The sequence below is a fragment of the Fervidicoccaceae archaeon genome, assembly GCA_038734945.1.
Classification (GTDB): Archaea; Thermoproteota; Thermoprotei_A; order Sulfolobales; family Fervidicoccaceae; genus ARK-14.
The window spans coordinates 78398-102103 of the sequence record JAVYOA010000002.1 but is presented as its reverse complement, the minus strand read 5'-3'; the positions used below and the strand labels follow the sequence as shown (position 1 = coordinate 102103).

Annotated in this window: 25 protein-coding genes and 2 tRNA genes; 12 read left to right on the top strand and 15 right to left on the bottom strand. The window is 41.6% G+C overall.

Features of this window, described 5'->3' with window-relative positions; genetic code table 11:
- Nucleotides 1-2 precede the first annotated feature (2 nt).
- A complete protein-coding gene (gene rimI, locus QXR92_01770) occupies nt 3-497 on the top strand; it encodes a ribosomal protein S18-alanine N-acetyltransferase (protein MEM0318736.1) in 495 nt (164 codons plus the stop codon).
- Here the strand turns inward: rimI and QXR92_01765 are convergent.
- Nucleotides 494-1006 carry a metallophosphoesterase gene (locus QXR92_01765; GenBank protein MEM0318735.1) on the bottom strand — a complete coding sequence of 171 codons (513 nt, stop codon included), beginning with the start codon at nt 1004-1006 and terminating at the stop codon, nt 494-496. The two genes, rimI and QXR92_01765, sit on opposite strands and share 4 nt — an antisense overlap.
- Before the next feature lie 87 nt (nt 1007-1093).
- Here QXR92_01765 and QXR92_01760 point away from each other — a divergent pair.
- A tRNA-Asn gene (locus QXR92_01760) sits at nt 1094-1166 on the top strand.
- 109 nt (nt 1167-1275) lie between these two features.
- Here QXR92_01760 and speD read toward each other — a convergent pair.
- The 6 genes from speD to QXR92_01730 all read right to left on the bottom strand — a co-directional run bounded on the left by speD (nt 1276) and on the right by QXR92_01730 (nt 6015).
- Nucleotides 1276-1689 (bottom strand): adenosylmethionine decarboxylase, encoded by a 414-nt coding sequence (gene speD, locus QXR92_01755; protein MEM0318734.1) that lies wholly within the window; start codon nt 1687-1689, stop codon nt 1276-1278.
- 63 nt (nt 1690-1752) lie between these two features.
- Nucleotides 1753-2433, bottom strand: coding sequence for a diphthine--ammonia ligase (locus tag QXR92_01750; protein ID MEM0318733.1), 681 nt, complete (start codon nt 2431-2433; stop codon nt 1753-1755).
- Nucleotides 2434-2452: 19 nt separating this feature from the next.
- Nucleotides 2453-3748, bottom strand: coding sequence for an asparagine--tRNA ligase (gene asnS / locus QXR92_01745; protein ID MEM0318732.1), 1296 nt, complete (start codon nt 3746-3748; stop codon nt 2453-2455).
- A gap of 218 nt (nt 3749-3966) precedes the next feature.
- Entirely contained in the window at nt 3967-4269 is a 303-nt protein-coding gene (locus QXR92_01740; protein MEM0318731.1) for a hypothetical protein, read from the bottom strand.
- A 131-nt stretch (nt 4270-4400) separates the two neighbouring features.
- Complete coding sequence (locus tag QXR92_01735) at nt 4401-5291, bottom strand: hypothetical protein (protein ID MEM0318730.1); 891 nt, start codon at nt 5289-5291, stop codon at nt 4401-4403.
- Nucleotides 5230-6015, bottom strand: a complete 786-nt coding sequence (locus tag QXR92_01730; GenBank protein MEM0318729.1) for a DUF2192 domain-containing protein — start codon at nt 6013-6015, stop codon at nt 5230-5232. The genes QXR92_01735 and QXR92_01730 overlap by 62 nt, the downstream gene beginning before the upstream one ends.
- A gap of 255 nt (nt 6016-6270) precedes the next feature.
- Here QXR92_01730 and QXR92_01725 point away from each other — a divergent pair, with 255 nt between their 5' ends.
- The 4 genes from QXR92_01725 (at nt 6271) to QXR92_01710 (ending at nt 10742) form a co-directional block, all read left to right on the top strand.
- A complete protein-coding gene (locus tag QXR92_01725) occupies nt 6271-7437 on the top strand; it encodes an AAA family ATPase (GenBank protein ID MEM0318728.1) in 1167 nt (388 codons plus the stop codon).
- Entirely contained in the window at nt 7430-8878 is a 1449-nt protein-coding gene (locus QXR92_01720; GenBank protein ID MEM0318727.1) for a VWA domain-containing protein, read from the top strand. Before QXR92_01725 ends, QXR92_01720 begins: the two co-directional genes overlap by 8 nt.
- A gap of 66 nt (nt 8879-8944) precedes the next feature.
- Complete coding sequence (locus QXR92_01715) at nt 8945-9571, top strand: L-threonylcarbamoyladenylate synthase (GenBank protein ID MEM0318726.1); 627 nt, start codon at nt 8945-8947, stop codon at nt 9569-9571.
- Nucleotides 9564-10742, top strand: a complete 1179-nt coding sequence (locus QXR92_01710; protein MEM0318725.1) for an RsmB/NOP family class I SAM-dependent RNA methyltransferase — start codon at nt 9564-9566, stop codon at nt 10740-10742. The genes QXR92_01715 and QXR92_01710 overlap by 8 nt, the downstream gene beginning before the upstream one ends.
- 44 nt (nt 10743-10786) lie before the next feature.
- Here the strand turns inward: QXR92_01710 and QXR92_01705 are convergent, their stop codons facing one another.
- Nucleotides 10787-11650 carry a hypothetical protein gene (locus tag QXR92_01705; protein ID MEM0318724.1) on the bottom strand — a complete coding sequence of 288 codons (864 nt, stop codon included), beginning with the start codon at nt 11648-11650 and terminating at the stop codon, nt 10787-10789.
- Nucleotides 11651-11803: 153 nt separating this feature from the next.
- Between QXR92_01705 and QXR92_01700 the strand changes: the two genes are divergently transcribed.
- From QXR92_01700 to QXR92_01690, 3 genes are all read left to right on the top strand, one after another.
- Nucleotides 11804-12007 carry a hypothetical protein gene (locus QXR92_01700; protein MEM0318723.1) on the top strand — a complete coding sequence of 68 codons (204 nt, stop codon included), beginning with the start codon at nt 11804-11806 and terminating at the stop codon, nt 12005-12007.
- Between the two features lie 67 nt (nt 12008-12074).
- Nucleotides 12075-13178 (top strand): hypothetical protein, encoded by a 1104-nt coding sequence (locus QXR92_01695; protein MEM0318722.1) that lies wholly within the window; start codon nt 12075-12077, stop codon nt 13176-13178.
- A 92-nt stretch (nt 13179-13270) separates the two neighbouring features.
- Nucleotides 13271-13630, top strand: a complete 360-nt coding sequence (locus tag QXR92_01690; GenBank protein MEM0318721.1) for a hypothetical protein — start codon at nt 13271-13273, stop codon at nt 13628-13630.
- Nucleotides 13631-13645: 15 nt separating this feature from the next.
- Here the strand turns inward: QXR92_01690 and QXR92_01685 are convergent, their stop codons facing one another.
- Nucleotides 13646-14035, bottom strand: a complete 390-nt coding sequence (locus tag QXR92_01685; protein ID MEM0318720.1) for a hypothetical protein — start codon at nt 14033-14035, stop codon at nt 13646-13648.
- 149 nt (nt 14036-14184) lie between these two features.
- On the opposite strand from QXR92_01685, the gene QXR92_01680 reads away from it, so the two are divergent.
- Nucleotides 14185-16473: an STT3 domain-containing protein gene (locus QXR92_01680; GenBank protein MEM0318719.1), complete on the top strand. Its 2289-nt coding sequence runs from the start codon at nt 14185-14187 to the stop codon at nt 16471-16473.
- On the opposite strand, the gene QXR92_01675 is transcribed toward QXR92_01680, so the two are convergent.
- From QXR92_01675 to QXR92_01665, 3 genes are all read right to left on the bottom strand, one after another.
- On the bottom strand, nt 16470-16877 hold the full coding sequence (locus QXR92_01675; protein ID MEM0318718.1) for a hypothetical protein: 408 nt from the start codon (nt 16875-16877) through the stop codon (nt 16470-16472). The genes QXR92_01680 and QXR92_01675 overlap by 4 nt on opposite strands.
- On the bottom strand, nt 16837-17682 hold the full coding sequence (locus tag QXR92_01670) for an NAD(+)/NADH kinase (GenBank protein ID MEM0318717.1): 846 nt from the start codon (nt 17680-17682) through the stop codon (nt 16837-16839). The genes QXR92_01675 and QXR92_01670 overlap by 41 nt, the downstream gene beginning before the upstream one ends.
- Nucleotides 17683-17796: 114 nt before the next feature.
- A tRNA-Leu gene (locus QXR92_01665) sits at nt 17797-17881 on the bottom strand.
- A 112-nt stretch (nt 17882-17993) separates the two neighbouring features.
- On the opposite strand from QXR92_01665, the gene QXR92_01660 reads away from it, so the two are divergent.
- Entirely contained in the window at nt 17994-18866 is an 873-nt protein-coding gene (locus QXR92_01660; protein MEM0318716.1) for a DMT family transporter, read from the top strand.
- Nucleotides 18867-18870: 4 nt separating this feature from the next.
- Here the strand turns inward: QXR92_01660 and QXR92_01655 are convergent, their stop codons facing one another.
- Both QXR92_01655 and QXR92_01650 read right to left on the bottom strand, forming a co-directional pair.
- Nucleotides 18871-19377, bottom strand: coding sequence for a hypothetical protein (locus tag QXR92_01655; GenBank protein ID MEM0318715.1), 507 nt, complete (start codon nt 19375-19377; stop codon nt 18871-18873).
- The gene (locus tag QXR92_01650) at nt 19374-20240 is read right to left on the bottom strand and encodes an NAD(P)-dependent oxidoreductase (GenBank protein MEM0318714.1); all 867 of its coding nucleotides are present in this window, start codon (nt 20238-20240) and stop codon (nt 19374-19376) included. The genes QXR92_01655 and QXR92_01650 overlap by 4 nt, the downstream gene beginning before the upstream one ends.
- 308 nt (nt 20241-20548) lie before the next feature.
- Here QXR92_01650 and QXR92_01645 point away from each other — a divergent pair, with 308 nt between their 5' ends.
- On the top strand, nt 20549-20977 hold the full coding sequence (locus tag QXR92_01645) for a hypothetical protein (GenBank protein ID MEM0318713.1): 429 nt from the start codon (nt 20549-20551) through the stop codon (nt 20975-20977).
- Here the strand turns inward: QXR92_01645 and QXR92_01640 are convergent.
- A complete protein-coding gene (locus QXR92_01640) occupies nt 20970-23594 on the bottom strand; it encodes an ATP-dependent helicase (protein MEM0318712.1) in 2625 nt (874 codons plus the stop codon). The two genes, QXR92_01645 and QXR92_01640, sit on opposite strands and share 8 nt — an antisense overlap.
- Between the last annotated feature and the right edge of the window lie 112 nt (nt 23595-23706).

The following is a 23706-nucleotide window of genomic DNA, read 5'->3' as shown; positions in this document are numbered from 1 at the left end:
AATTGGAGTTGGAATCTTCGGAAAAGAAGATCTATATTGTGCGAAATGCTACCCAATCGGATCTTCCTCAAATTATAAAAGTAAATGCTGAGACACTTCCGGAAAATTACCCTGAATATTTCTTTGTTTTTCATCTCGATAATTGGGGAAAGGCATTTTTTGTGGCAGAAGTTGAAGGAAAGATAGTAGGTTACATAATGAACAGAATTGAAACTGGGCTAGGCTACATTAGAAAGCTGATAGTCAAGAAGGGGCATGTCGTTTCAATAGGAGTTCTCGAAGGATATAGGAGAAGAGGAATAGGTGAGGAACTGATGAGGCGAGGAATGAGCAGCATGCGAGATGACTATGGTGCTAAAGAAGTCTACCTCGAGGTTCGTGTGTCCAATGACCCGGCAATTAGGCTTTATGAGAAGCTGGGCTTCAGGAAAATAAAGGTAATTGAAGGATACTATAGTGATGGGGAAGACGCTTATCTTATGGCTGCCCCCCTCTAGAGATAAACTAGCTTGGCTGTGAGTGGTTTTGTCTCCAGAATGGCGGCACTGGCTTTTCCGGTGAGAATTCCTCCCCCCTCTCCCGGATTCAAGACGAGAACATTCCCAAATTTTTCAACAGCCGCTTCATGTGTGTGACCATATAGAACGGCTTGAAAGTTGTTGGATTTGGCTAGCGATTCCACAATCAGCTTTGTTTGCTCCGGCGATCCAAACCCATGCATGAGGACAAACCTCATCCCATCAATCTCCTGAACCATTATCCCTTCAGCTATTTTTATATTGAAGGCGCCTGCAAGTCTGACCATAAGCATCCTGTCTCCATCATTGTTTCCCATAATTGAGTATCCCCTGCCTTGGAACTTATCGAAGATATTCTTGAAAATGAAGGGGGAGTTGTTGTCTCCAAGATGAATCAACAAATCCACATTTTCCTTTTTGAAGAACTCTGCCCACTTGAGAGCAAGAGACAAATTGTCGTGAGTATCCGAAAGGACACCAATTCTCATGATATTCTCCCTTATCTTAATATACAAAGATCTAGTTAGGAGTAAATCTTAAAATATCCTTTATGTCTAAGTTCTTTTCAGCAAATAGCCGGGGTAGCTCAGCGGGTAGAGCGCCGGGCTGTTAACCCGGTGGCCGGAGGTTCGAGCCCTCCCCCCGGCGCTGATTTTATATCTCTTCTGAAAAATCTCAAAAGACATCTCTTTCTACTAATTTGGAAAAAAGGGATTTCAGCAAAAAAATTCAAATTTTTTCAACTTCAAAAACTTCTTCAGAAGGATCTGTTTGCCTCAATATTGCTCAATCTCAAAGTCCTGTGCTTGACAACCTTCTTTGGCTTCAGAGCATCTACTACATATTCAAATGCCTTGTCAGGCCTCGTATGCTCTCCACATGTGTAGATGTCCAGCGTAGCATAGTTATACTCTTTCCAGGTATGAAGGGCTAGATGGCTCTCTGTTACAAGAATTATTACGCTAACCCCACCCTTCTTGCCTGGAAAAGACCAGCTCTTAACTTCTACGATCGAAGCATTGGCGATCTTGGCAGCTTCAATCATAACATTTCGAAGGAACTCCTCATTTCCTAGAAGTTCTTCGTCCATTGAATATAGATTGCCATATACGTGCTTTCCTACGATTATATCCTCCATATTTTTTTCCTGATTTTCTTCAGCCTGTTCCATCTCGTTGACCCTTCATCTTCATGCCATTAATACATCAAAAGGATTTTTAAGGTTATTCCGAGCTTATATCCTCTTATTCAAGCAATTTATATAATAAATAGAGTAATACCCCTCGAACATGCTGACTCTCACGATATTACCCTGAAGCTCCATTCTGCATTTCATGAGAGGTGCATCTATCACCATCGTTTCAGCTTCTCCTCCTTCGAATGCAGGATTGAAACCGAACTTTCTCGATAGCTGAATTATCTTCTCTGTCATTTCCATATCTACTTCTCTTCCCATAAACTCAAGTGGAAGGCCATAAGTCGATATCTTTGTGATAATATAATGAAAGCCTTCTCTTGGTAGTCTCCTCATATATTCCTCCTGATCTTTTCTCCAGAGAGGCGCATATAGCTTTAGACCATTTCTACGAAGAATTGATGAAAATCTTATGAACTGATAATCAGAATCTATAGCACCTACAGCTACTCCATCTATTTCAAAATCCCTCTTGAGCCTTACCAGAAGCTCTTCCAGATCACTTTCTTCTCTTCCTGAGCCGCTCATGACATATGATGGTATTCCGAACGCATTTTCATAGAACTTCAAGTATTTGATTCCAGGAGCATGAAATAGCATGGAATCCTCCGAGGCAGGCTGAACGGCAGATATACAGAGCACTTCATGTCCAGAAACGATTGCATGATGAAGTGCGTATGTTGAATCCTTTCCTCCCGTATAGAGGACACAGAGCCTCAAATTCGTTCCTCCAAAAAATCTATGGTTTTGTTCTATCTCTGAACCTGGGAAATGGTATAGCATCTCTTATGTGCTCCAGACCAGATATCCACATCGTCACTCTCTCTACACCAAGGCCGTATCCGCTATGTGGAACGCTTCCAAATCTCCTCAGATCCAAATACCAGTAGTAGTCCTTCGGATCATAGCCCTGCTCCTTTATTCTGCTCAGAAGAACCTCATAGTTATCCTCTCTTTGGCTTCCTCCAACTATTTCTCCATAGCCCTCAGGTGCAAGCAGGTCAAAACCCTTGACTACTCTTTCATCATTCTCACTTACTTTCATGTAGAAAGGCTTTATGCTTCTGGGAAAATGCGTTATGAAAAACGGAGTTTCGAATTTTCTCGTGAGCAGAGCTTCCTCATCTGCTCCATAATCATCTCCCCAGTTTATCTGCACTCCCTCTCTTCTAAGGATATCAATAGCTTCAGTGTAAGATATTCTTGGAAAGGGATGCTTTACCCTTTTCAGAGCTTCCACATTTCTTCCTAACAATTCAAGCTCTCTACTTCTCTCATCCAAAACGCCCTGTACTACATACTCAATTGTTTTCTCCGTGACTTTCATGAGCTCATCCATGTCCATCCATGCAGCTTCAACCTCGAAATGGTAGTACTCAGAGAGATGCCTTCTCGTTCTTGATCTCTCAGCTCTAAAGCTTGGAGTTATCGAGAAGACCTTCTCTAGGCTATATATGAGGACTTCCAAATAAAACTGGGCACTCTGGCTGAGATAAACAGGCTCCCCAAAATAGTCTACCTTGAACAGGGTAGCTCCTCCTTCAACAGCAGAAGATGTTAATATGGGAGGTGTTGTCTCATACCATCCATCATTCACATAGAACTCTCTAAGTAGCTTCAAAACTGAGTGCTTTATCTTCATAACATATGTGAGCTGCATGCTTCTTAACCAGAGATGTCTATTATCCAAAAGGAACTCTACTCCCTCTCCTCCCTTGATTGGAAAGTCATCGCTGTATCCTACAACTTTTCCCCACGACACTTCAATTTCCTTGCCACCCGGCGCCCTCGGATCTTCTCTCACTTTTCCCTCAATCTCAACACTGCTCTCTCTTCTTGCTTCTTCAAACTGAGCAAATATGTTATTTCCAACCTTCTCCTCCTCAACAACGCACTGTATGTAACCGCTTGAATCTCTAACCCATAGAAAAATCTTCTTTCCGACATGAAACTTTCTATATATCCATCCCCTTATTCTTATTTTTTCATTCTCTGCATGGGAAAAAGCATCCTGAACTTTTCCAAACTTTTCCAAACATTTTCACCTTCCCCAACCGGTTGGGAAACCTTGATTTTTCACACTTCCAAGTGCTGTAGAATAGTTAAGCCCAACATGTCCTTTTATAACTTTTATACGAGATCTCTTTTTTCAACATTTTTCATTTGCTTCTCAGACAAAAACATCTTCAATTAGCCAGAGTTGACAGGAATAATTCTTCAGCTTGAAAATGAGGTTTTATGCTATGCGAGTTCTCAAACAGAGAAGGAAAAATCATCTATATACGACCTGATGCACCATTTATCTAGAAAGTAATACATCCAGAAAGATGTCATGAATCCAAGCGAAGCAACAATCGTGGCCCACATCCATCTAGAACTAACATTTTGATCGATTTCTCTCATTTTCACTGCACAGTATCCTCCAGCCGTTAGAAAGGAGAGGACAGAAGCGTATAAGAGATCTTCTCTGTAATTTTCCCTACTTCTATAGACAATAACTGAAAGTAATGCGTTAGTAAAAGCGGAAAGGGTGAGTGTTGTAATGATATAGATCATCAGATATCGCATGAAAAGAATGAAACTTAGAGATAAAAGGTAAATGACTATTGAGTAGATCAATATACTTGAATTCAACAGAGGTAGAAAAATGCTCATAATCTTCATAGATTTGCGACACTCTCTCAGCTTCACTCACCATTCATCAGCACTGTTACATATGGAGCAGAAATTTCACTATTCAATTCCCTCAATGAAATTTCCTCATGCATTCCGCTCTCGTTCACAGCTTTCTGCATAGTTTCATAATCTCCTGAAACCTCGTTGAGGATCGATGGAAAGGCAACAATAGCTGAAAAGGATCCATTGAGCGGGATAGGAACGAGCCTTGAGAGACATGCAGAAAGCGGGTTAATTACTATTTTCTTCCACCTTATTTTTCTCAATAAGTTAATTGCCCTAGTCAAGTTCAAGCTATTAAGCACAACCGTGTCCCACTTTGTATTGAGGATCCCATCTTCAGAAAGAAGAGTGATGTTTCCCATGCCCTTAAGTCTCTTCTTCACTCCAACAAGATATGCTTTTTCGAGCACGTTGCTCAACAGAACTGTTTGTAGACCTTCCCCTCCAACTATGAGAATTTGCCCTTCTGAGAGATGAGCCATGGTAAAAACCGAGTCGAATATGAACTGCATTTCAGGTAGCTCAAGAGACTTTCTGGGATGCTTTATCATCTTTGCTGGATAGGGATATATTTCACTTCCTGTCCCCTCCCTCCCTATTAGCGGAAAGTGCTCACAGCTAGCTGGGTAAATTGTTGCTGTTTCAGGTATGTCCTGAGAAGTTCTCTCCAGCACTTTTCCAAATCCAAAAGTTCCCAAGTATCTTCTCTGAAGCATTCCTTGAATAGCTAAATGATCTAAGGGGGATAGAAGCACTCTTTCCATTCTTATTGGAACCTCCCCTTCCTGCAAGTTCACAGGAGGTATTGGTGAGTTCTCAACACTCAGTTTAGCCGAATTAGCCGTCAGCCTTTTTATCAGTCGCAACCTCTTCCCCTCTACTCCTCCTTGACTCTTCACCACTTTCCCCCAAGCTCAAAAGCTTCTCAATCTTTTCTCCAGGAACCTTGAATACTTTTCTCGCAATTACTGAAACATATTTATCATCAGGTGCTGTTTTTCCGCTTCCAAGCTTGAGAACTAGTGCCTGCTTCATTGCTTCCTTCTCAACCCTGCTCCTTATTTCTCCTGTTGCTATCATTTCAGCAAGCTTGAAACCAATAAAGAATCTCTTGAAATTTCTAACATCCTTTGCATTTTCCGGGAAGAACTTCTCAATCTTGTTCATTAGGTTCAATAGCTCATCGTCTTGGGCAAAGCCAAAAATTACCTTTGTGAAGACGATCCTTAGAATTCTGGCAACGTCATTGCTGGACAGCTCGCTGGAACCTAGCTTTTCAAGCAGTCTAGCTCTGGAATCTCCATTCCCCTGCTCGGGGATAATAGCATTAATAAAAGCTTCATACTTCTTTTCCTTTTCAAAAACCCTTTCGAATATCTCTGGATAATCCTCGTCCAAACCCATGCCATATTTTCCAACAACGTAGAGAGTTGCCATTTCCTTGTCATAAAGATCCTCTGGCTGCGCGATCCCCCTGAAAGGCGATATCCTATATTCTTCATATTTTTCCTTCAGGAGCTTTATCACTTTATCTCTATCAGCTATCATCTTCTCAGATATTTCGCTAAGTATGTCTATTGCCACAGAAATTTTCTTCCTATAAATTTTTTTCTGAGGAACCAAACAAACATCAGCTCCAGCCCTATAAGTTCCATATTAGCAGGTCCTGCACCTCCTGCTAGTTATAAAGCAGGTAATTTGAAAGTTATAAAGTTATATCGAAAATTCTACTAGCATATCTCAATTACAAACTGAAGCTTTATCTCTTTAGAAGGAGGTCATCAATATCAGAAGAGGTGAGAAAACTTTCATTCTTTATATATCAATTTTAAATTAATCCCTTAACTGAAAAATATAATAAAAAGAGGATAATGCGGAATGAATGAATACGAAGTTCTGAGTCAGAAGATATATTCATTGAGAAATAGCCTGAACCAGCAGCTTGTTGAGAGAGAAAAAGAAGTTACGGCAGCGATTTCTGCGCTCATTTCCGGTGAGCCGGCAGTTTTCATCTCGCCTCCAGGAACAGGAAAAACAAAGCTTGTTGAGCTCCTCTCAATGCTGATAAGCGCCAAGTATTTTTACTATTTATTAACAAAATTCACAGAACCTGATGAGCTGATTGGTCCCATAGATGTTGCAGCCCTGAGAAAGGGAAGGTATGTTAGGATTACACGGGGGAGACTTCCCGAGGCTGAGGTTATATTCCTCGATGAAATATTCAGATCGTCAAGCGCTATTCGAAACTTCTTGCTGGATATAATACTATACAAGAGAGTTTTCAATGGAAGTGAATATATAAGAGCTCCAATATTGACGATATATACAGCAACAAACGAGGTTAGTCTTGAAAGCGAGGATGCTGCTCTCTATGACAGGTTAACAATAAGGGACTTCCATGGAAACGTGGGCTTCGATTCATGGAGAAAGCTTTTAGAGAAGGGCATACTGCTTGAGACAAATCAATATAGGGAGGTTCAGCCCATTCTGACTTCAGAGGAGATAAGGAGAATCCAGGAAATTGTTAAAACTAGAGCAAGAGAACTCATTTCTAATGACTCCTTTATCAACAAATACATGGAAGTGCTTGCGGAGCTGAAGAGCTCGGCAATAGAGCTCAGCGATAGGAGGAAAGTTAAGACCCTGATTGTGGCTTCTGCTATATCATTCATATATAGAGAAAGCACCGTTTCTCTTGACTCTTTGGGAGATGCCATAAGGTTAACGGCACCATCTACAGAGGATGAAGTTAAGAAGGTTGAGGAAGTTCTTGCCAAAGTAGGCCTCTCATCCTACGATTATAAGATAAGACAAATCAAAACTCTGGAAGCAGAGCTCTCCAATATAATCAGCAGAACCAGAGCAGTCCCAGCAGAATCAAATGTAAGAGCGCTGGATGATGTTCTCTCTAAATCAGAGCTTATTCTGGAGAGAGCAAGTGAAAGCCGGAGGCTTGAATCGTATAGTTCCAGCTTGAGGGAGAAGGTCATTGAGGCAAGAAACCTAATTTCCAAGCTAAAAGAGGAACAGAGCAAAAATGACTGAGCTTCAAAATCTTCTTCTGAATATAACTAACAAGGATTACATATACAATGTAATATCCAAGCTTATTATTTCATTGCTGCCAGAAGATCTAGCATCACAAGCCTCGAAAAATGAGCGTTTGACTCTGCTTTCTACCGATGCTTTCTTCCTTCACTATTCAGCTCATCCAATGCTCTCTGATCACAATAATGATGAGCTTCTTGAAAATGCAAGGTTAATTTTCTACAGATACATGACGTCAAACGATTTCATGAAAGCTCGTGCTTCAACAGTATTGGATGAACATACGTCACTTATCTTCTCAACAGTGTTCCTCAGAAAGCTGATTGAAAGCCTGACAACTTCAGTGAGTGAAGGCAAAGGGGGGAGAGGAGAGCTCGAGGGCCCAGGCAAAGGAAAAAGACCTCAGCTACAGGAGACGGAGAATGGTGGAAAAAGCGAAAAAAAGGATGTCATGAGCGGACAAGCCGCACCCCAAGCTCAAAAAGAGAAGGAGGGAGAAATTCAAATAGAGGAGAAGCTTGCTGATAGGGAAACAGCTGAAAGAGCTATGGCTCAGGCTCTCTCTCAGGCCTCAGCTTATACTTCTAGAGCAAAACAGCTCAAGGACATAGGCTTCAGTGGGGGAGCAAGCAGAGAAAAGGGTGATGTGAGAAGATTGCTTGATCTAACAGAACTCATAATGCAGGTAAGGGAAGCACAGGAAATTATCGATTTGCTTCAGAAGCTCACTGATGTCTTTCCAAAAACCGTACACATGAAGAAGGAAACAAGCCTCCATGGCGAAGAAATTGGAGGCTATAGGAGGACAAAGAAAATCGAAAGAGCCCTTCCCAGAGAGTTCTCTCTGCCCAGAGATCTTTTCATTTCCAAATACTATGGAGAAGGTCTCATATCACTAGAGAAGGAGATCAGCAAAAAAGGAATTCTCTATGTTTTGCTGGACAAGAGCGGATCTATGTCAGGGCATAAGCTGATTTGGTCTAGAAGCATAGCTCTCTTCTTCATAAGGTTGGCCTACATGAGGGGAATGAGCGTATTTATGAGAATGTTTGATTCGGAACCATATCCGTACAACAATCCAATGAGCTCTTTTCCCAGCATGATTGAGGCTGTTCTTAAAATTGCCTCAAATGGAGGAACAGACATAAAAAAGGCGATGGGAGTTGCTCTAGAGGACGTAGGCAAGCAAATGAGAAATAACAGAGCATTTATTTTCCTTATAACTGACGGAGAGGATAAATTCACGATGAGAAGGGATACATCTTGGAAAAATATTTACTTAATAACGGTTATGGTCAGCGGAGATAACGATGTTCTGAAATCGCTCAGCGATCTATATTTGAAGGCTGGGCTAACTATTGATGGAGCCCTATCAATAGCTAAAGAAGGGGAGAAGCTGATAACAGCAGCTGAAAGGAGCAAGTTCACACATGCTTAAAATCCCTCTCATATAAAAAACATGAGCTATGGTTCAATTTGGAATCAACTGGGAAAGGTGAACTGAATGCTTTTCCTAAAAATTGATCCAGCTAGAGCAACCCTCCGAGAAATTGAGCAAGCAGGAAAAATACTTGCAAAAGGGGGTATTGCCATTTATCCAACGGATACTGTATATGGTCTAGGATGCGATGTGACGAATAGAAATGCTGTTAATAGAATATATGAGCTCAAAAAGAGGGAGGCAAAGCCGCTTCCAATTCTGATTTCAAGCATCAATGTTGCTCTCAGAATAGCGCAGACCAATGACGCAATGCTGAAGCTCTCTAGGAAGTTCTGGCCAGGAGGCCTAACAATTAAAATATATCCAGCAATCAATTTCTTGAGCCAATTCCTCGATGAGGAGGGAAAGATAGCCATAAGAGTCCCCGATCATCCTATTCCAAGAATCCTCGCTGATTTCATTGGAGGAATGATAGTTGGGACCAGTGCGAACATATCTGGAAGAGAACCTCCAACTACAGCAGAGAGTGCTCTTAAGCAAATAGGAGATGTAGACGTGGTAATCGATTCTGGTCCTTCTAAGATTGGGAAACCATCTACGATAATAGATGTAACAGGGAATGAGATAAAGTTAGTAAGAGAGGGAGCAATCCCTTTTTCGAGGATCTTAGAGGAGTTGGAAGTTGACTGATCTATGCGAGAGATTTGAAAGTGATCTGGGTTCCTCCAAAACTCTAAAGAACACGCTCGAATCAGTTTCCTCTGCTTATGGGATAAGCACGAAGAGACTGCTATGCTCATTGTTTCAGCCCATGCGAAAATACTTCCTGAGAATAAACAGATTGAAGTTATCCACAGATGAAGCAATTGAGGTTCTCAAGCTTGAGGGAATACAGGCTAGGAAATCTGGATTACTCGACGAGGCAATTTATATCGAGGTTTTACCAGGAGACCCAATTCAACCCTCAGAGAAAATAGCGGTTGCTGAGAGGGAAGCTGCTGAAAGAGTCATGCTTGGAGCTGATCTCTATCTTCCTGGCTTGAAGAAACTAATCAATGCTCGCAAGGGTGATGAAGTGACTGTAACCGATGAAAACGGTATTCCTGTAGCAAAAGGAATCTTATTGATAGAGCCAAACGAAGTGAACAGAAGGTCTAGGGGCATAGCAGTAAAAGTAGTCTCCTCTCTATACAAGATGCCCAAGGTGAGGGAGCTTGATTCCTACAGCAGGGGAATAATAACTGATCAATCCTATCCGTCCATGCTTCTAATCAGGATGCTTGATCCTCCAGCTGGCAGGATATTTGTTGATATGACAGCATCTCCAGGAGGAAAGATTGGTCACCTGTATGAAATTACTGGGGGGAAAGGGATCTATTATGCGTTTGACCATACTCAAAATAAGATACTTAGATTGAAGAAGGAGCTCAGCAGAATAGGAGCTTCTAGTGTTATAGCTTTAAAAGGTGACTCTAGATTCATATCTCTCGATCATCCTCAAATAAGGGCCGATATTACCATCTTGGATCCCCCATGCACAGGACTTGGAAATAGACCTAGACTCTCCATTCAATTCAATGAAAAAGATTTAAGGAACTTGGTTAGCCTTCAGAGACAGCTTCTGAAGGAAGCAGCACGAATAACTGTGCCTGGAGGGCTCATATCTTATTCAACGTGCACTCTGTCATATGAGGAGAATGAGGGGCAAGTTGAGTGGGCCCTGAATAATCTACCTCTGGAGCCGGTCTATCCAAATTTCCCCTTTCCTCAATCAAAGCTTACAGATCATCCTGTGGCAAGATTTGTTCCGGGCTTCCACGATACAATAGGATTCTTTGCCGCTATTTTCAGAAGAAAATAATTTTCCCCTTTAATATTGAGAATTGCTCCCACTATATTAGAAACTTAGACTCTCCTCAAGAAAATGTCCATTGCAACTTGTATCTTTCTAGGACCAACGGATCTAACCTTTCTGAAGAAAACTAATTCCGATCTCCAACCAAGCCTGAGGAGCGTTTTACCAATATCATCGAATTTCCTCTCTATGGCCTCATCCTCACTTTGCTTGACATTCACAAACTCGTATACATGAAAGTAACCCTCATTTCCTCTCAGAACCTCGACTGCTGCTCTGTAGAAACTCTCATCTATTCCTGGCAAAGGAAAGAGAACTCTATCCGAGGAACCCTTTAAAAATAATCTGGAGATTTCTCTCGCATCACCAAGAAAGACTCTTACCTTTCCCTCTAAGCCATTCAGTTCAATGCTCTTTCTCTGCATTTCAACGGCATCCTTGTTTATATCAATCGAGTTAACAAGCCTTACACCTGAATTCTTCGCTATAACAAGAGAGAAACCTCCTATACCTGAGAAAAAGTTAGTTACAACTTCTCCATCTCTTACAAGCTTTGCTATTCTTAAATGCTCGTAGCTTAGCCTAGGAGAAACATAGCTTTTTGAAATATCAACTAAGAAGGAAATCCCATGCTCCCTGTATATGGTTTCTGTTCTCCTTTCCCCTGCAAGATGCTTCAGCTCCCTTGTCCTCTTCTCTCCCAGTACTGGAGATGCTGAAAGCCAAACACTCTTTATATATGGAATTCTCTTTAGAAAAGAATCAGCAATTTTCGAGAGGCAATCTTCCTCAACTCTATATATCCAGGTAGGAATTCTGAGAATAGCAATATCTCCTATGATATCCACACTCCCAACAGGATTCTTCCAGCAGTCCACTTCAATTGCAATATCCTTCAATAGATCCCTTCTCAAACTCCCGCCCCTCTTGAATCAACAGAATACCGTTCTTATCTTTTCCCTGCATACCTCTTATTTTTCTAAAAAAAGTTATTAGTTTGGGGAGTCCAAAACTCTTGTGAGTGAGGACGGCAAAAGCAGAAAACTTGGAAATGAGAGGTGTGAGAGTTGCTAAGCAAAGAGCTAATGAACTGCCCAAGATGCCACACAACGATGGAATTCTCAATGGAGACGGAAACATTCGGAAATGGGATGAAAAAAGTATCAACGTATTACAAGTGCCCTGTATGCAGCTATAGAATACATGATATGAGCATGGAGATACACAAATACAATGGCTCAGCTAAAATAATATTGAGCAGAATTCCATGATCTTTTTTTAAAAATATCGCCGAGTATTTTTCCAATAGCAGCACTGTTTTCAATCGGTGATCCCCCATTGGTTCATCTTCCAATTCAGCTTGAGAGCTGCTCAGGAGTAATTGGACTAAGCCGTGGAATACCAAAGATGATTAAGGCTGAAAGATTGCTTATTGACCACGAAGGACTTAGCTTCTCAAGAGGAGATAGGAGTGGAACGGTTCTTGACTGCAGAAAGGGATTTGTCGTTCAGTCATTTTTCAATGGTTTCTCAGACTCTTCTGATTTTCCAATAAGTTCTCATGGCATAGATTCCTCAACCGAACGCTCATTTTTCAGAGATTCCTTAATACTTGGATGGGGGGGAGGAATATTCAGAATTAGGAGGAGCAATGGGAAAAAAGAAGATATTCTCCTTATCTGTCCCCTGAATTCTGAAAGCATGAACATTCTGGAGCAGCGGGAAGCATCACTCTCAGAGGAAAAAATGAGGGAAAGTGGTTGCATAGAAGGGATCTTTATAGAAAGAGTCTCAAGCTTAAATGAAAACGATATAGAAAAATTGAAGAGACGATTTGAAGAAAGCAATTTTTATTTTGTTGTAAAAACACTTCTGACTTCCGAGGAGCTTTTTAGCTCCATCGAAAAGACTGGAAAAACTCCCATTGACCATTTGCTCAGCGAGAATCTTCTAAACGAAAAAACTATTATTGTTGGGGGAGACTGGCTGACAAACAGGGACGTCGAAGCAATAAGATCGCAGCATTCATGGATTGCTCATTTGCCAGCGGAGGCATCCTATACAGGTTCTGGAAGCAACTTTCCTCTGATAAAATTTGTTTCAAGTTCCTATTGGAAACTCATGATAGGTACGGGAAAACAACTTGACTCCCCCCTCTTTCTTTCTTCCCTATCTCTTCTTCTCTACAGGTTCATGACCTGGTCTACTGCCATAGATGAGAGCACAGTGCTCAGGATGCTTTGGAGTGGCTGGGAGCTTCTGGGAAAAAAAATAGCATGCATAGACGAAGGATGTCAACCAATCTTGCTTGTGTATGATAAAAACAAAATTGAGGAAAGAAGCTTCACTTATTTACTTGGAAGAAGAGGTTACACGCTTGTTCCAAGACTTATTTGTTCAAGCTACGGATGTGTAAACATTGAGAGAGAAGATCTAATATAGCCCAGATTTCAAAGAAAAAATAACCAATGATGAAGCTATCAAGGGATGAGATAGTGTCTATGATAGAACGAACCCGCGTCTGAGGGATAAGAATGCCCTGCCCCTACTTCAAAAATGGAATGTGCACTAGCCCTGCTCTGGGTTCTCTTGGAGCAGATATGTACGAGAGAGGAAAATGCGACGGAGAAGGCTATAAAACATGCAGGTTCTATAAGGCGGCTGGTCCGCAGGAAGCTATAATAAGCAAGAAGCCTGACCTTATGCTCAACATGCTTGAGAGGCAGCCCAAGAGCAGCTGCCCACTCATGAAAGTTCTGAAAGCTGAAAGGGGTTACTCTGCTTATTGCGATGGTCTTGATAGGTTCCTAACAAAATTCGAAGTTGTTCTATGCGAGCAGGAAAGCCAGAGATGTCCTCTCCGGAAAATTGTGTTTGGACAAGCAAATCTCTAACAAAGTGGAGACATGCTAAATTGAGAAGCCTTCTCCCTTCTTCCTTACAGAATTTATGCTCATTATTATATCGCTTATTGCTACATTTATTGTTTTCTTTATAAAAGGAAGGCAGGTCTTCCCCTCTATTTGATATCTGAGGGATTCAAGCTCGCGCTGTGCTGCTGCCAGCGAGAATGGTATAGCTCCTCTCCTTCCATCTTCCACAGCTTTTTTAGCTATAGACATTCTTACCAAGGCAATATCCAGAACTTCCTTCGTTGGTATCCATATGTTTGTTTCAGCACTTCCACTCTTTCCCTTAATCTCCGCTGTCTCCCTGGCCCTTTTGAGAACGTCTATGTAATAATCGAATTTCGCTTCCAAAGTGATCATTTCATACCTAAGCTCGAAGGCCAGGCTCAAGATCAGCTTCCCCAAATTATTAGGTAGGTCTGAAAAAGTTTAAAAATAGTTAGACAACCGAAGCACAAAAAGCTTTTTGAGATTTCAGCAAAACAATATAACCACTTTAATATTCATTGATAAAAAGCACTAAAATTAAGGAGAGCAGTATGTCGAAAATGCAAAAAACCAAGGAAAGTAGTGAGACCAAGCTATCATTTCTCGACAAGCTTTATAGAAGGAGAAAGATATTAGGAGCAATTATCTCCATTCTCATAGCTTTTCTTGCATTTTACATAAGAATCCAAAGAATTTTCCTATATGGCTACTATCTGGATGAGGCCGATCCCTACTTTATGTACTGGGGCACAAATTACTTGGTTGAGCATGGAATATCGTCTTGGTACACTCTCACAGCATCTAACAATGCTACACACATTTTCTGGTACCCATGGGGAAGGGATATAACCAATACGGACTATCCTTTCAACATGATGCTCGCAGCTCTAACGTATCCTATAGCAAAGATTTTTGGGCTCTCCGTTCTGCAGTGGTCAGTTCTCCAACCCCCAATAGCAGGAGCCCTCATCGTTCTATTCTCATATCTTTTAGCCAGGGAGATCGGAGGCGAGCTAGCCGGCATCTTTTCAGCCTTCATTGCTGCCGTTATTCCAGGAACGCTTGATAGAACAAATGCTGGTTTCTTCGTTAAGCTGGGAATGGTCCAGCCGACAATATTGCTTGGATTATTTCTCTTTGTGAAAATGATAAAGTCATCTGCTTACAGGAGCAAGTGGATCTATACCATCACCTCGGCAATTGTTTTATCTCTGGTTGCTTGGAGCTGGGGAGGATACCAGATAGTGGACCTAATCCTAGGAATTTTCATGGGTCTCTATCCAATTGTGAAGCAGCCAGAAAAGAGAGAAGAGCTATTTCTCGGTGCTTTTCTTTTGATCTCTCTTCTAGTTCAGTCAACTTCCCCAACGGTCTCCTTCGTTGCAATAATCAAAGGAGCAGGCCTCTTCCTAATTGGAGGTTACGCCCTCTATTCAATCGCATTTGCAGAGCATTATATTCTAGGCAGAACCCCCTTCGGAAAAAAGGAAAAGCTCTCCTGGAGAACTATATATTTAGGAACCTTGCTTGCTGTAGGCATGTTGGGTTTAACTGCAATTTACTTCAACCTATTGGACATTTCAGGAAGAGCCTACTATTTTCTCGGAATAGAGACAAACAATCCACTTGTTGCCTCTGTCTCTGAGCACCAAACACTCAGCTTATCAATGATGATAAGGTTGACAGCTCTTGGATTGCTGTTGTCATGGGTCTACTTTGTATATGGGCTATTTATCATGAAAAAACAGCCAATCAACATTCTCTTCGTTTTCCTAGTCCCCCTGGTGACATACATGGGACTCAGAGCATCTTACTTGCTGATGTTCGTTGCCACAATGCTTTCGGCTATAGGAGGCATGGGTGTAGCTCCCATATCGCAATTGCTCACGAAGAGCTTTGGAATAAGCGAGGCTTCAATACAGATGCAGACGAAGGAGAAAAAAGCTAAGAAATATGCAAGAAAAGTGGATGAAATAGGAATAATAGTATGGACCAGCATCTTGATCTTTCTCATAGTTATTGGAGGATTTCAGCTCTCAACAACAATTGTTCAGGCAAGGGCACCTCCTCTCATACTCTCTGGAGGAATAGGGCTGGCTGTTGAAAACAAGGCATGGATATATGCGCTTGATGTGATAAAGAATGAAACAGCACCCAACAGCGTTTTCATGCCCTGGTGGGACTACGGATACTGGATCCCAGTAATGACTGGGAGGGCTACAGTAGCAGATGGTGCAACAATCAACGGAACACAGATAGCACTTCTTGCCCAGGCCCTCACGGCCCAGAATGAGAATGAAACCATAGGCATTGCACTCAATGACTTCAAAGCTCCTGCCAACAATACATATATTGCTGTCTTTGATGTTTTCAGAGCATACCAGGTAGCAAATGATAGTTGGGTAATAGGACCATACGTCTCTATATATACTGGAACAGTGGGACTTGCAGATATACCTAAGTCCATATGGATGCTTAGAATTGGCGGAAGGCTAAACCTCACAGCATATTCTCCCTACTTTGCTATTCAGTCAATACCATATCAGGGTACAAACTATCCTGTTGTTGGACCAAACTGGACAGATCCCCTCGTGCAAAGCACTCTTATATATAGAATGATGATAGATGCTGTATATCACATGAACGATACCTCAATAATGAGGGGCACTCCCCTCGATATACATGGGAACGTGAGCTTCATTGACTTTGTGAGTGGCGCAACAATAGAAGACAAACCATTCCATGACCTGCAGCCATTCAGGATCGTTGTTGATCCTATTTACAGCACAAGCACGGATAAGATATTTGTAGCAGTGATTATTTACAAAATAACGGGCTAGTCAATCTTTTTTTCCTTTATGCCTCTATGCCTTACTGGCCTAAAATCAATTTTCAAAAATAGAAGCGATTTCTGGAGAGCATAGTCATCAGTTAGTACAACAACATTCTTTCCTTTTTTCTTCATTTCATAAGCTAGCTGGAGTATCTTCAGATCAGTTCTGCTCAACTTGCTACGGAGCTCATCAGGAATGATTGAGGATACCGTGATCCTTCCCACTTCCAATAGCTCCACCTTGTTTGCCTCCACACCGTACTCTAGCCTGGAAGCGCTGTATGAGTCTTTAACTTCCTGGATCACCTCTTCAACTGTAACAACTTTTCCTCCAATCAGCAGATGAAGGCCTGCAAGAAAGGCAGCTGTATCAAAAATTATTACTGCATTTTCCTCTGAGAACTCTTTCATAGAACCTCATCCACCTTACTCTGGCAATTCTCAATGGTACCTCGTTAAGGCTAATTCCAACTTTGCTTGGGACTGGAAAATCAACTTGACCATCAACGATCATTCTCTCTTTTCCTGTTCTCTTCAGAACTTCAACTTCTATGGTGGAAAAAGGATCTACTACTATTGGTCTAGCATGAAGGGACATGGAGCTGAGAGGAGTGATTACAATTGAAGAAAGAAGGGGATCTACTATTGGTCCCCCTGCACTTAAACTGTAGGCTGTAGAACCAGAAGATGTTGCTATTATTACCCCATCTCCTGCAAGTCTGTAGAGCTCATCCCCATTTATTGATATTCTGAGCTCTATTACTTTAATGCTTCCCCCATGTATCACTATTTCGTTCAGGAAGTTCTCTCTAAACCCATCTCCTTTAGCTTCCAGCATCCAAAGATGTTGCTCGATGAAATTTCTCTTCACCAATCTCTTCAAAAGACCCTCAATTTCTCTTGTTGTTATATCAAAGTAATAGCACCTCCTGCCGGAGCCCACAGTTGCTATAACAGAATTTCTTATTCTATCGAATCGCACTGCTTTGAGAAGAGTACCATCCCCCCCAACTATAATGCTCCAGCAGGGCTTAATCTTTTCTAACGGAAAAACAGGTAAGTTGATCTCTTTTTCTCTACCGTTCAGGCTTTCCTCTGCGACAAAAAGATTCAAATCAATTTCTTTTGCTTCCTTCCAAAGAATCTCCAGAGAAGCAACTGCTTCATTGCTTTCAGGATTTATAAAAACTGCAGCACCCTCACAGCTTTCTCTCATTTCCAAATATACCTCTGGTTTCAACATTGATTTCAAACAAATTAATAACATTTGGAGCAAGGGAGTTCTAATTCTTCTTCATTCTCATGAACGGTAATCCTCTACTATATTGAGTGCGGGGGGTGGGATTTGAACCCACGCAGGACTCCTCCATCGGAGCCTAAGTCCGACCCCTTTGACCATGCTCGGGCACCCCCGCTATATCGTTATTGAATGGTAGATCGATTTATTTATTTTTCACTATAGTTATTCAATTATACTGTTTTCTGAATTCTAAAGCAATTGTAAAGTTATGCTCTGTGGGAAAAAGAATGAAGCAGAGGGAAGTTGGAAAGACAACGGCACTTCTCTTTATAGCCTGGCTCAGCATATCTTCAGCCTCAGTTCTTGTTCTATTATCAGGAGTCACAGCATTTCATGCTGCTTTCTGGAGACTTTTCATATCTTCAGCTATAATAGCATTATATTCGATCGTAATTGAGAGGAATAACCCATTCAGCTTCTCCCTCTTCTCACTTCTCTCCGGGGCATTTCTTGGGTTGCACTTCCTGCTTTGGATGACATCTCTCTTTCTCATTCCAGTATCACTCAGCACTACAATAGTTGTAACATATCCTGCAGTAATTGCTGTAATGGAGAGAGTTTTTCTTAGGGAGCTTCTGAGATTGAGGGAAATAATCGGTATGCTAATAGCATTTTCTGGAATTGTTATAATGATGGATCCCTTTCTTTCTCCATTCAATTTTCAATTGATTGAAGGGAGCCTCCTTTCAGGAACAGCATCTGTTATGGCAGCAGGCTACTTCTTCCTTGGAAGGATAGCAAGGAAGAAGAACGTGAGCCTAAGCTCATATACTGTACCCACTTATCTCTTCGCTTCAGCCACAGTATTCATAATAGGCAAAATGTATGGAATATCTTTTTTCTCTGTTGGTGAGAAAAGCTGGGAATATCTTCTACTCCTGGCAATCATTCCAATGATTGGAGGGCACACAGTTATGAACTATCTTCTTAAAATGGAAAAAGCTTCGATTGTATCCTCAATAGCACTTGGAGAACCGATTGGTGCTACAATCCTTAGCTATTTCATTGTTAACCAGAACATAACATATCCAATTGCTGCTGGAATGTTCGTTGCTATAGTAGGAATGGCATTCCTCCTCACATCCAGAGCCAAAGAGTGATCCACTACTTGCTGATCAGCCTTTCCAGAACTTCTTCCAGCTTCTGTCTCTGAACTACCCCCTCGATCCTCTCCTGTTCTTTTATTTCCCCTCCTAAAACCTTAAAGAAGATAGTCGTGGGAGAAGCCCTCACTTCATTCAGAGTGAATGTCAATGAAGCAGCTTTGCTTGAGCACTCCCTTGCAAACCAATCGCACAGGATTATGAAGAACTTTGCCTTTGTGGCGTTCTTCTCAACAAATGGGAACCACTCTCTATCAAATCTCCTGCAGGCGCCACATTTGGTGTTATCAAAATAGAAAGCATATATTCCATCCCCCTGCTCGCCAGGATGAAGAGGAAGCCCGTCAACTCTATAGAGTTTCCAATGCCCATCGTTTAAAAAATATATACCGTTGGGAGAAGTCGGATTAACCTCATATATGAAAGCCTCATTTTCAGATGATGCTCTAGAAAGAAGTTCTGATATGAGCTTGTTGAGAATGTTCTTGAGTTCATCTTCAGAGCTCATTGCTCACTAGCCCCCCTCATAAGATACCTTATAATGGAAGCATAATCCTTTTTTCCAAAGCCAGATCTAGCAGCAGATATATATGCTTCATAGGCCCCAGCTATGGATGGAATAAAGCTGCTTCCTTTTCTGCTCGACAATAATGCATATGAGAGATCTTTTGCTACAAGATCGAGATAGAATCCCGGCGGGAATTTTTGATCTAGTCCTCTTTCCAAATATGTGGAGAAAAGTTGAGATAGGACAGTCTTTGAGGCTATTTCTTTCACCAGCTCTGTATCTATCTCCCAAGCAGATGCTAGGGAAAGCATTTCACCAATTAATTCAACAGCCGTGAACGTGCCAGAGTTAAACACCAGCTTCAAAGCAGCAGCCTTTGGGACTTCTCCTGCATAGAAGATCTCTCTGGCTACAGCCCTGAAAACCTCTCTAGCTACATTCAGCATCTCCCTTTCTCCACCTATCAAAGATATTAGGGAACCTGAGAGAGCTGCCTGAGGACCTCCGAGAACTGGAGCCTCTATGTACTTCAACCCTCTTCTTTTCAGCTCCCTGTAAAGCCTCATGCTCATATATGGAGTTATTGTAGAAACATTTGCTATAACAGTTCCCATCGGCAAACTGCTCAACATTTCCCCATTTTCAAGGATCACACTTTCGACAGCCTCATCATCACTCAATACTACTAGAGTTATATCCGAGCTCTTCAAAACTTCCCATTGAGAGGAAAGAGGAGCAACGCCCTCAATTTTTGTTACTTTATCCTTCGTTCTGTTCCATCCTGCTACTGTATATCCCTGTTGCACGAGCCTTTTTGCTATTGCACTCCCCATGTTTCCAAAACCTATTATTCCTACCCTCACAACTGATCCCCCATCTCAATCTCTTTTCAATGTAATGAAAAAATTATAAACTTGAGTTAAATACACGCCAATAAATGAATTGATAAAAATCAAAATTGCTATACTCTTAGAAAATCAATTTATTTTCTCCATCAGCTAAGTTAAGTTTAAGGGCTTTCAGCGCGCTTATGTAGATACTTCCCATTGCGGAAAAGGTTGATAGCATAATGAATATAAAAATATATTGAACAAAATTCTCACAAAACAGAGTTGATGAACCATACAGAGAAGCCTTAATAACTGCAAAAGAATCATCGGGTGCTTGCGTCTTGACTGAAGATGTGCTTGAAAAAAGAAGGGAAATACTCACTGAAAAAGGAGGCGACTTTGCAGGAGGAGCTCTGCTAGGATTAGTATACTCTACATTCATATTTCTCATCAAGCAGATCACCAGCGGAAGGATTTCCGAGACTTCAAGCTTGATACTGGCAACAATTGCCGTAATGCTTCTCAGCTGGCTTTCCAGGGTATTTTTCGCCTCGTTTGTCTTCGTAGCCTCATATGTTGGAGCTGGAATAATTGCATCACTTCTCTACAACTACTACAACAATTCATACTTTCTTCTCTACACATTTCTCCTCGGCTCTTTCTTAGGCTATTTGCTGTCTATATTGGAAGTTAGCATAGGAAAAATGGGGGCATCCTCCAAGTCTCCTCATGCAGAGGAAAGGACAAGCTCAGAAGAAAAGGCTACATAATTCCTCTTTCCTTGAGCTTTCTAACGACTCTTTCGTGAAGACTCAGAAGCAGCTTTCTCCTATCTTCCATGAGCACTATATCCTGATAGCCAATAGCTATTATATGGTGGGAAAACGGGCTCGGCAAATCACTTGGCCCAGTTATCTTAACTTCAATATCTCCTTTCCTAATCCTCTCCACTATGAGCTTTGCAGACCTGACATCCATGTAGTCCTCCATCACTTCTCTGTAAGCCTCTCTCAAGACCACATTAGAATGATCATTCTTTATAGCCTCCAGTATTGTCTGAGCGCTCAGCTGCATTCTATGAGGAGATCTCTCCCATCCTTTGTAGTTTCTCAATATCATGAGAGCCCTCTGTGCACAATGCCTGAATCTCCTTTTCAGAAGCTCGGTATTGGATAGGGCTCTCTTCAAGATCTCCTCAATGTTTTCTGAATCTACGCTGCCCAATAGCTTGTCAAAATCCACATCAGCCTTTTCCGCAATAGAGAGCATAAATGCGTTATCACTAACAGTTACTCTCACAGGAACCCTTAGCATCTCGGAAAGCACAAATGCATATGCTCTAGAAAGCGCATCGTTTGTTCTCCTACCAAATAAGGTATGAAAAATTAAATTTCTCCCCCTCTCATCATCATATATTTCCAAGTGAATGGTTTTATCGCTTGCTATTATTCCTCCTGTGAACAGATATTGCTCCTTTATATATTCCACTATATCCCTCGCTGCATCCAGGTCCACATCCATTTCCTCAGAGACAAGTGCTGCTGCTCTCTCCACATCCATTCCATTTTTCTCAAGGGCTTCAGCAACCCTTCTCCTAAATTCGCCAACAAGTAGGGCAGAATCAAAAGCGAGAGGAAGCATTTCACTGTACCAAGAAGGAACTGTAGGTCTCTCTCCTTTGGCATCCTCAACATAAATTCTGTTTCCTTTCATCTTCTTGAATTTGTAAGTTTTTCCTCCTAGAACAAATACATCACCTGGAGAGAGAATCTGAACAAAACCCTCATCTAGATCTCCTATGTAGAATTTTCCCTTCAGGTAGACCCTCATTTTCGCTTCATCTGGAATTGTTCCCTGATTCAAATAGTATATCATCCTTGCCCCTTTCTTTCTTCCAAATTCTCCCTCATTTGGATCGTACCAAATTTTTCTATAGACATTGTTCTCCTCGAGCCTTTTCTCCTCTCCTCCAAGATAATTCAAAACTGCTCTGAACTCCTCCTCCGTGAGATCATGATAAGGATAGGCTCTCTTGACTAACCTATATGCATCTTCTACTTTCCACCTGCTCTCAAGGCTCATGGCAACGATGTTCTGAGCGAGAACATCCAAAGGCTTAATAGGTATCGAGGCCCTATCGATCTTTCTATCCTTCGCTGCCTTTGCCAACACCGTGCACTCCACAAGATCATCTCTATCAACAACGATGATCCTTCCCTTGCTCACATTTGTGAGCCTATGTCCAGCTCTGCCAACCCTCTGCAGAAGCCTGCTGACGCTTTTGGGGCTGCTCAGCATCAAAACAAGATCTATATATCCGATGTCTATGCCCATCTCGAGCGATGTTGAAGAAACGACAACTTTCAGCTCTCCTTTCTTCAGCTTTTCCTCTACATCCAATCTTATGTTTCTGCTCAAGCTGCTGTGGTGAGCTTCAATATCATCCATGCTTATCATTGAGCTGTTGCTCATGATTGCTTTCAACTTGTAGACAACTCTCTCCGTGGCGCTTCTCGTGTTAGTGAAAACCAAGGTTGTCCTATGCTGTGTTATGAGCTCTGCTATCTTCGCATAAATGGCATCATTGAGCTCCTCAGCAGATGCTCTAATTAGATTTTTCACGGGAACTATTACCTTTATATCAAATGGCTTTCTAAATCTTGCATCCACTATCTTCACAGGTCTGGGTGAGCCATCATCATTGTAGCCTCCTAGAAACCTAGCTACTTCAGTCAGAGGAGCTATTGTAGCACTTAGTCCTATTCGCTGTACTGGCCTAGCAGCTAGCCATTCGAGCCTCTCTAGCATTAAAGATAGACTAGATCCCCTCTTCGATGTTGCCATCTCATGAATTTCATCTACAATTATCCATCTTATTCCTCTGAGCTTTTCTCTGAACTTTGGAGAAACGAGAACCAAGGAAAGCGATTCTGGAGTTGTAATCAAAAAGTGGGGGGGTTTCTTCAGCATTGCCTGTCTCTCGCTCTGTGTTGTATCACCCGTCCGCACGGAAACTCTCAGATCAGGCAGATTTATCCCAAACTTTTCCTTTGCTATTTTTTTAATTCCTTCAATCGGCTCCATCAGATTTCTCTTTATATCATTGTTCAGTGCTCTGAGAGGGGAAACATAAACGGCGTAGATTTTTTCTTCCAGCTTACCTTCTTGGGCAGCCCTAAATAAATCATCAATCAGGCCGAGAAATGCTGCTAGCGTTTTTCCAGTTCCTGTCGGACTTGATATTAAGACATTCATTCCACTTTTTATAAGGGGTATGGCCTTAACCTGCGGCTCTGTGAGCTCACCGAATACTTCCTTTACCCATTCTGCTGTGTAAGACTGCAGCATAGAGAGTACTGCATTCTTCTCCTTATTGCCTGAAAGCATTGAGTATTCCCCAAAAGCTCTATTTACAGAAATCAGAGAAAGCTCATTTTTTAAAGTTCTCCTTTTTTCTACCGACGGGAGTATTATCCTTTTTCTCTTTATTTTTCTTCAA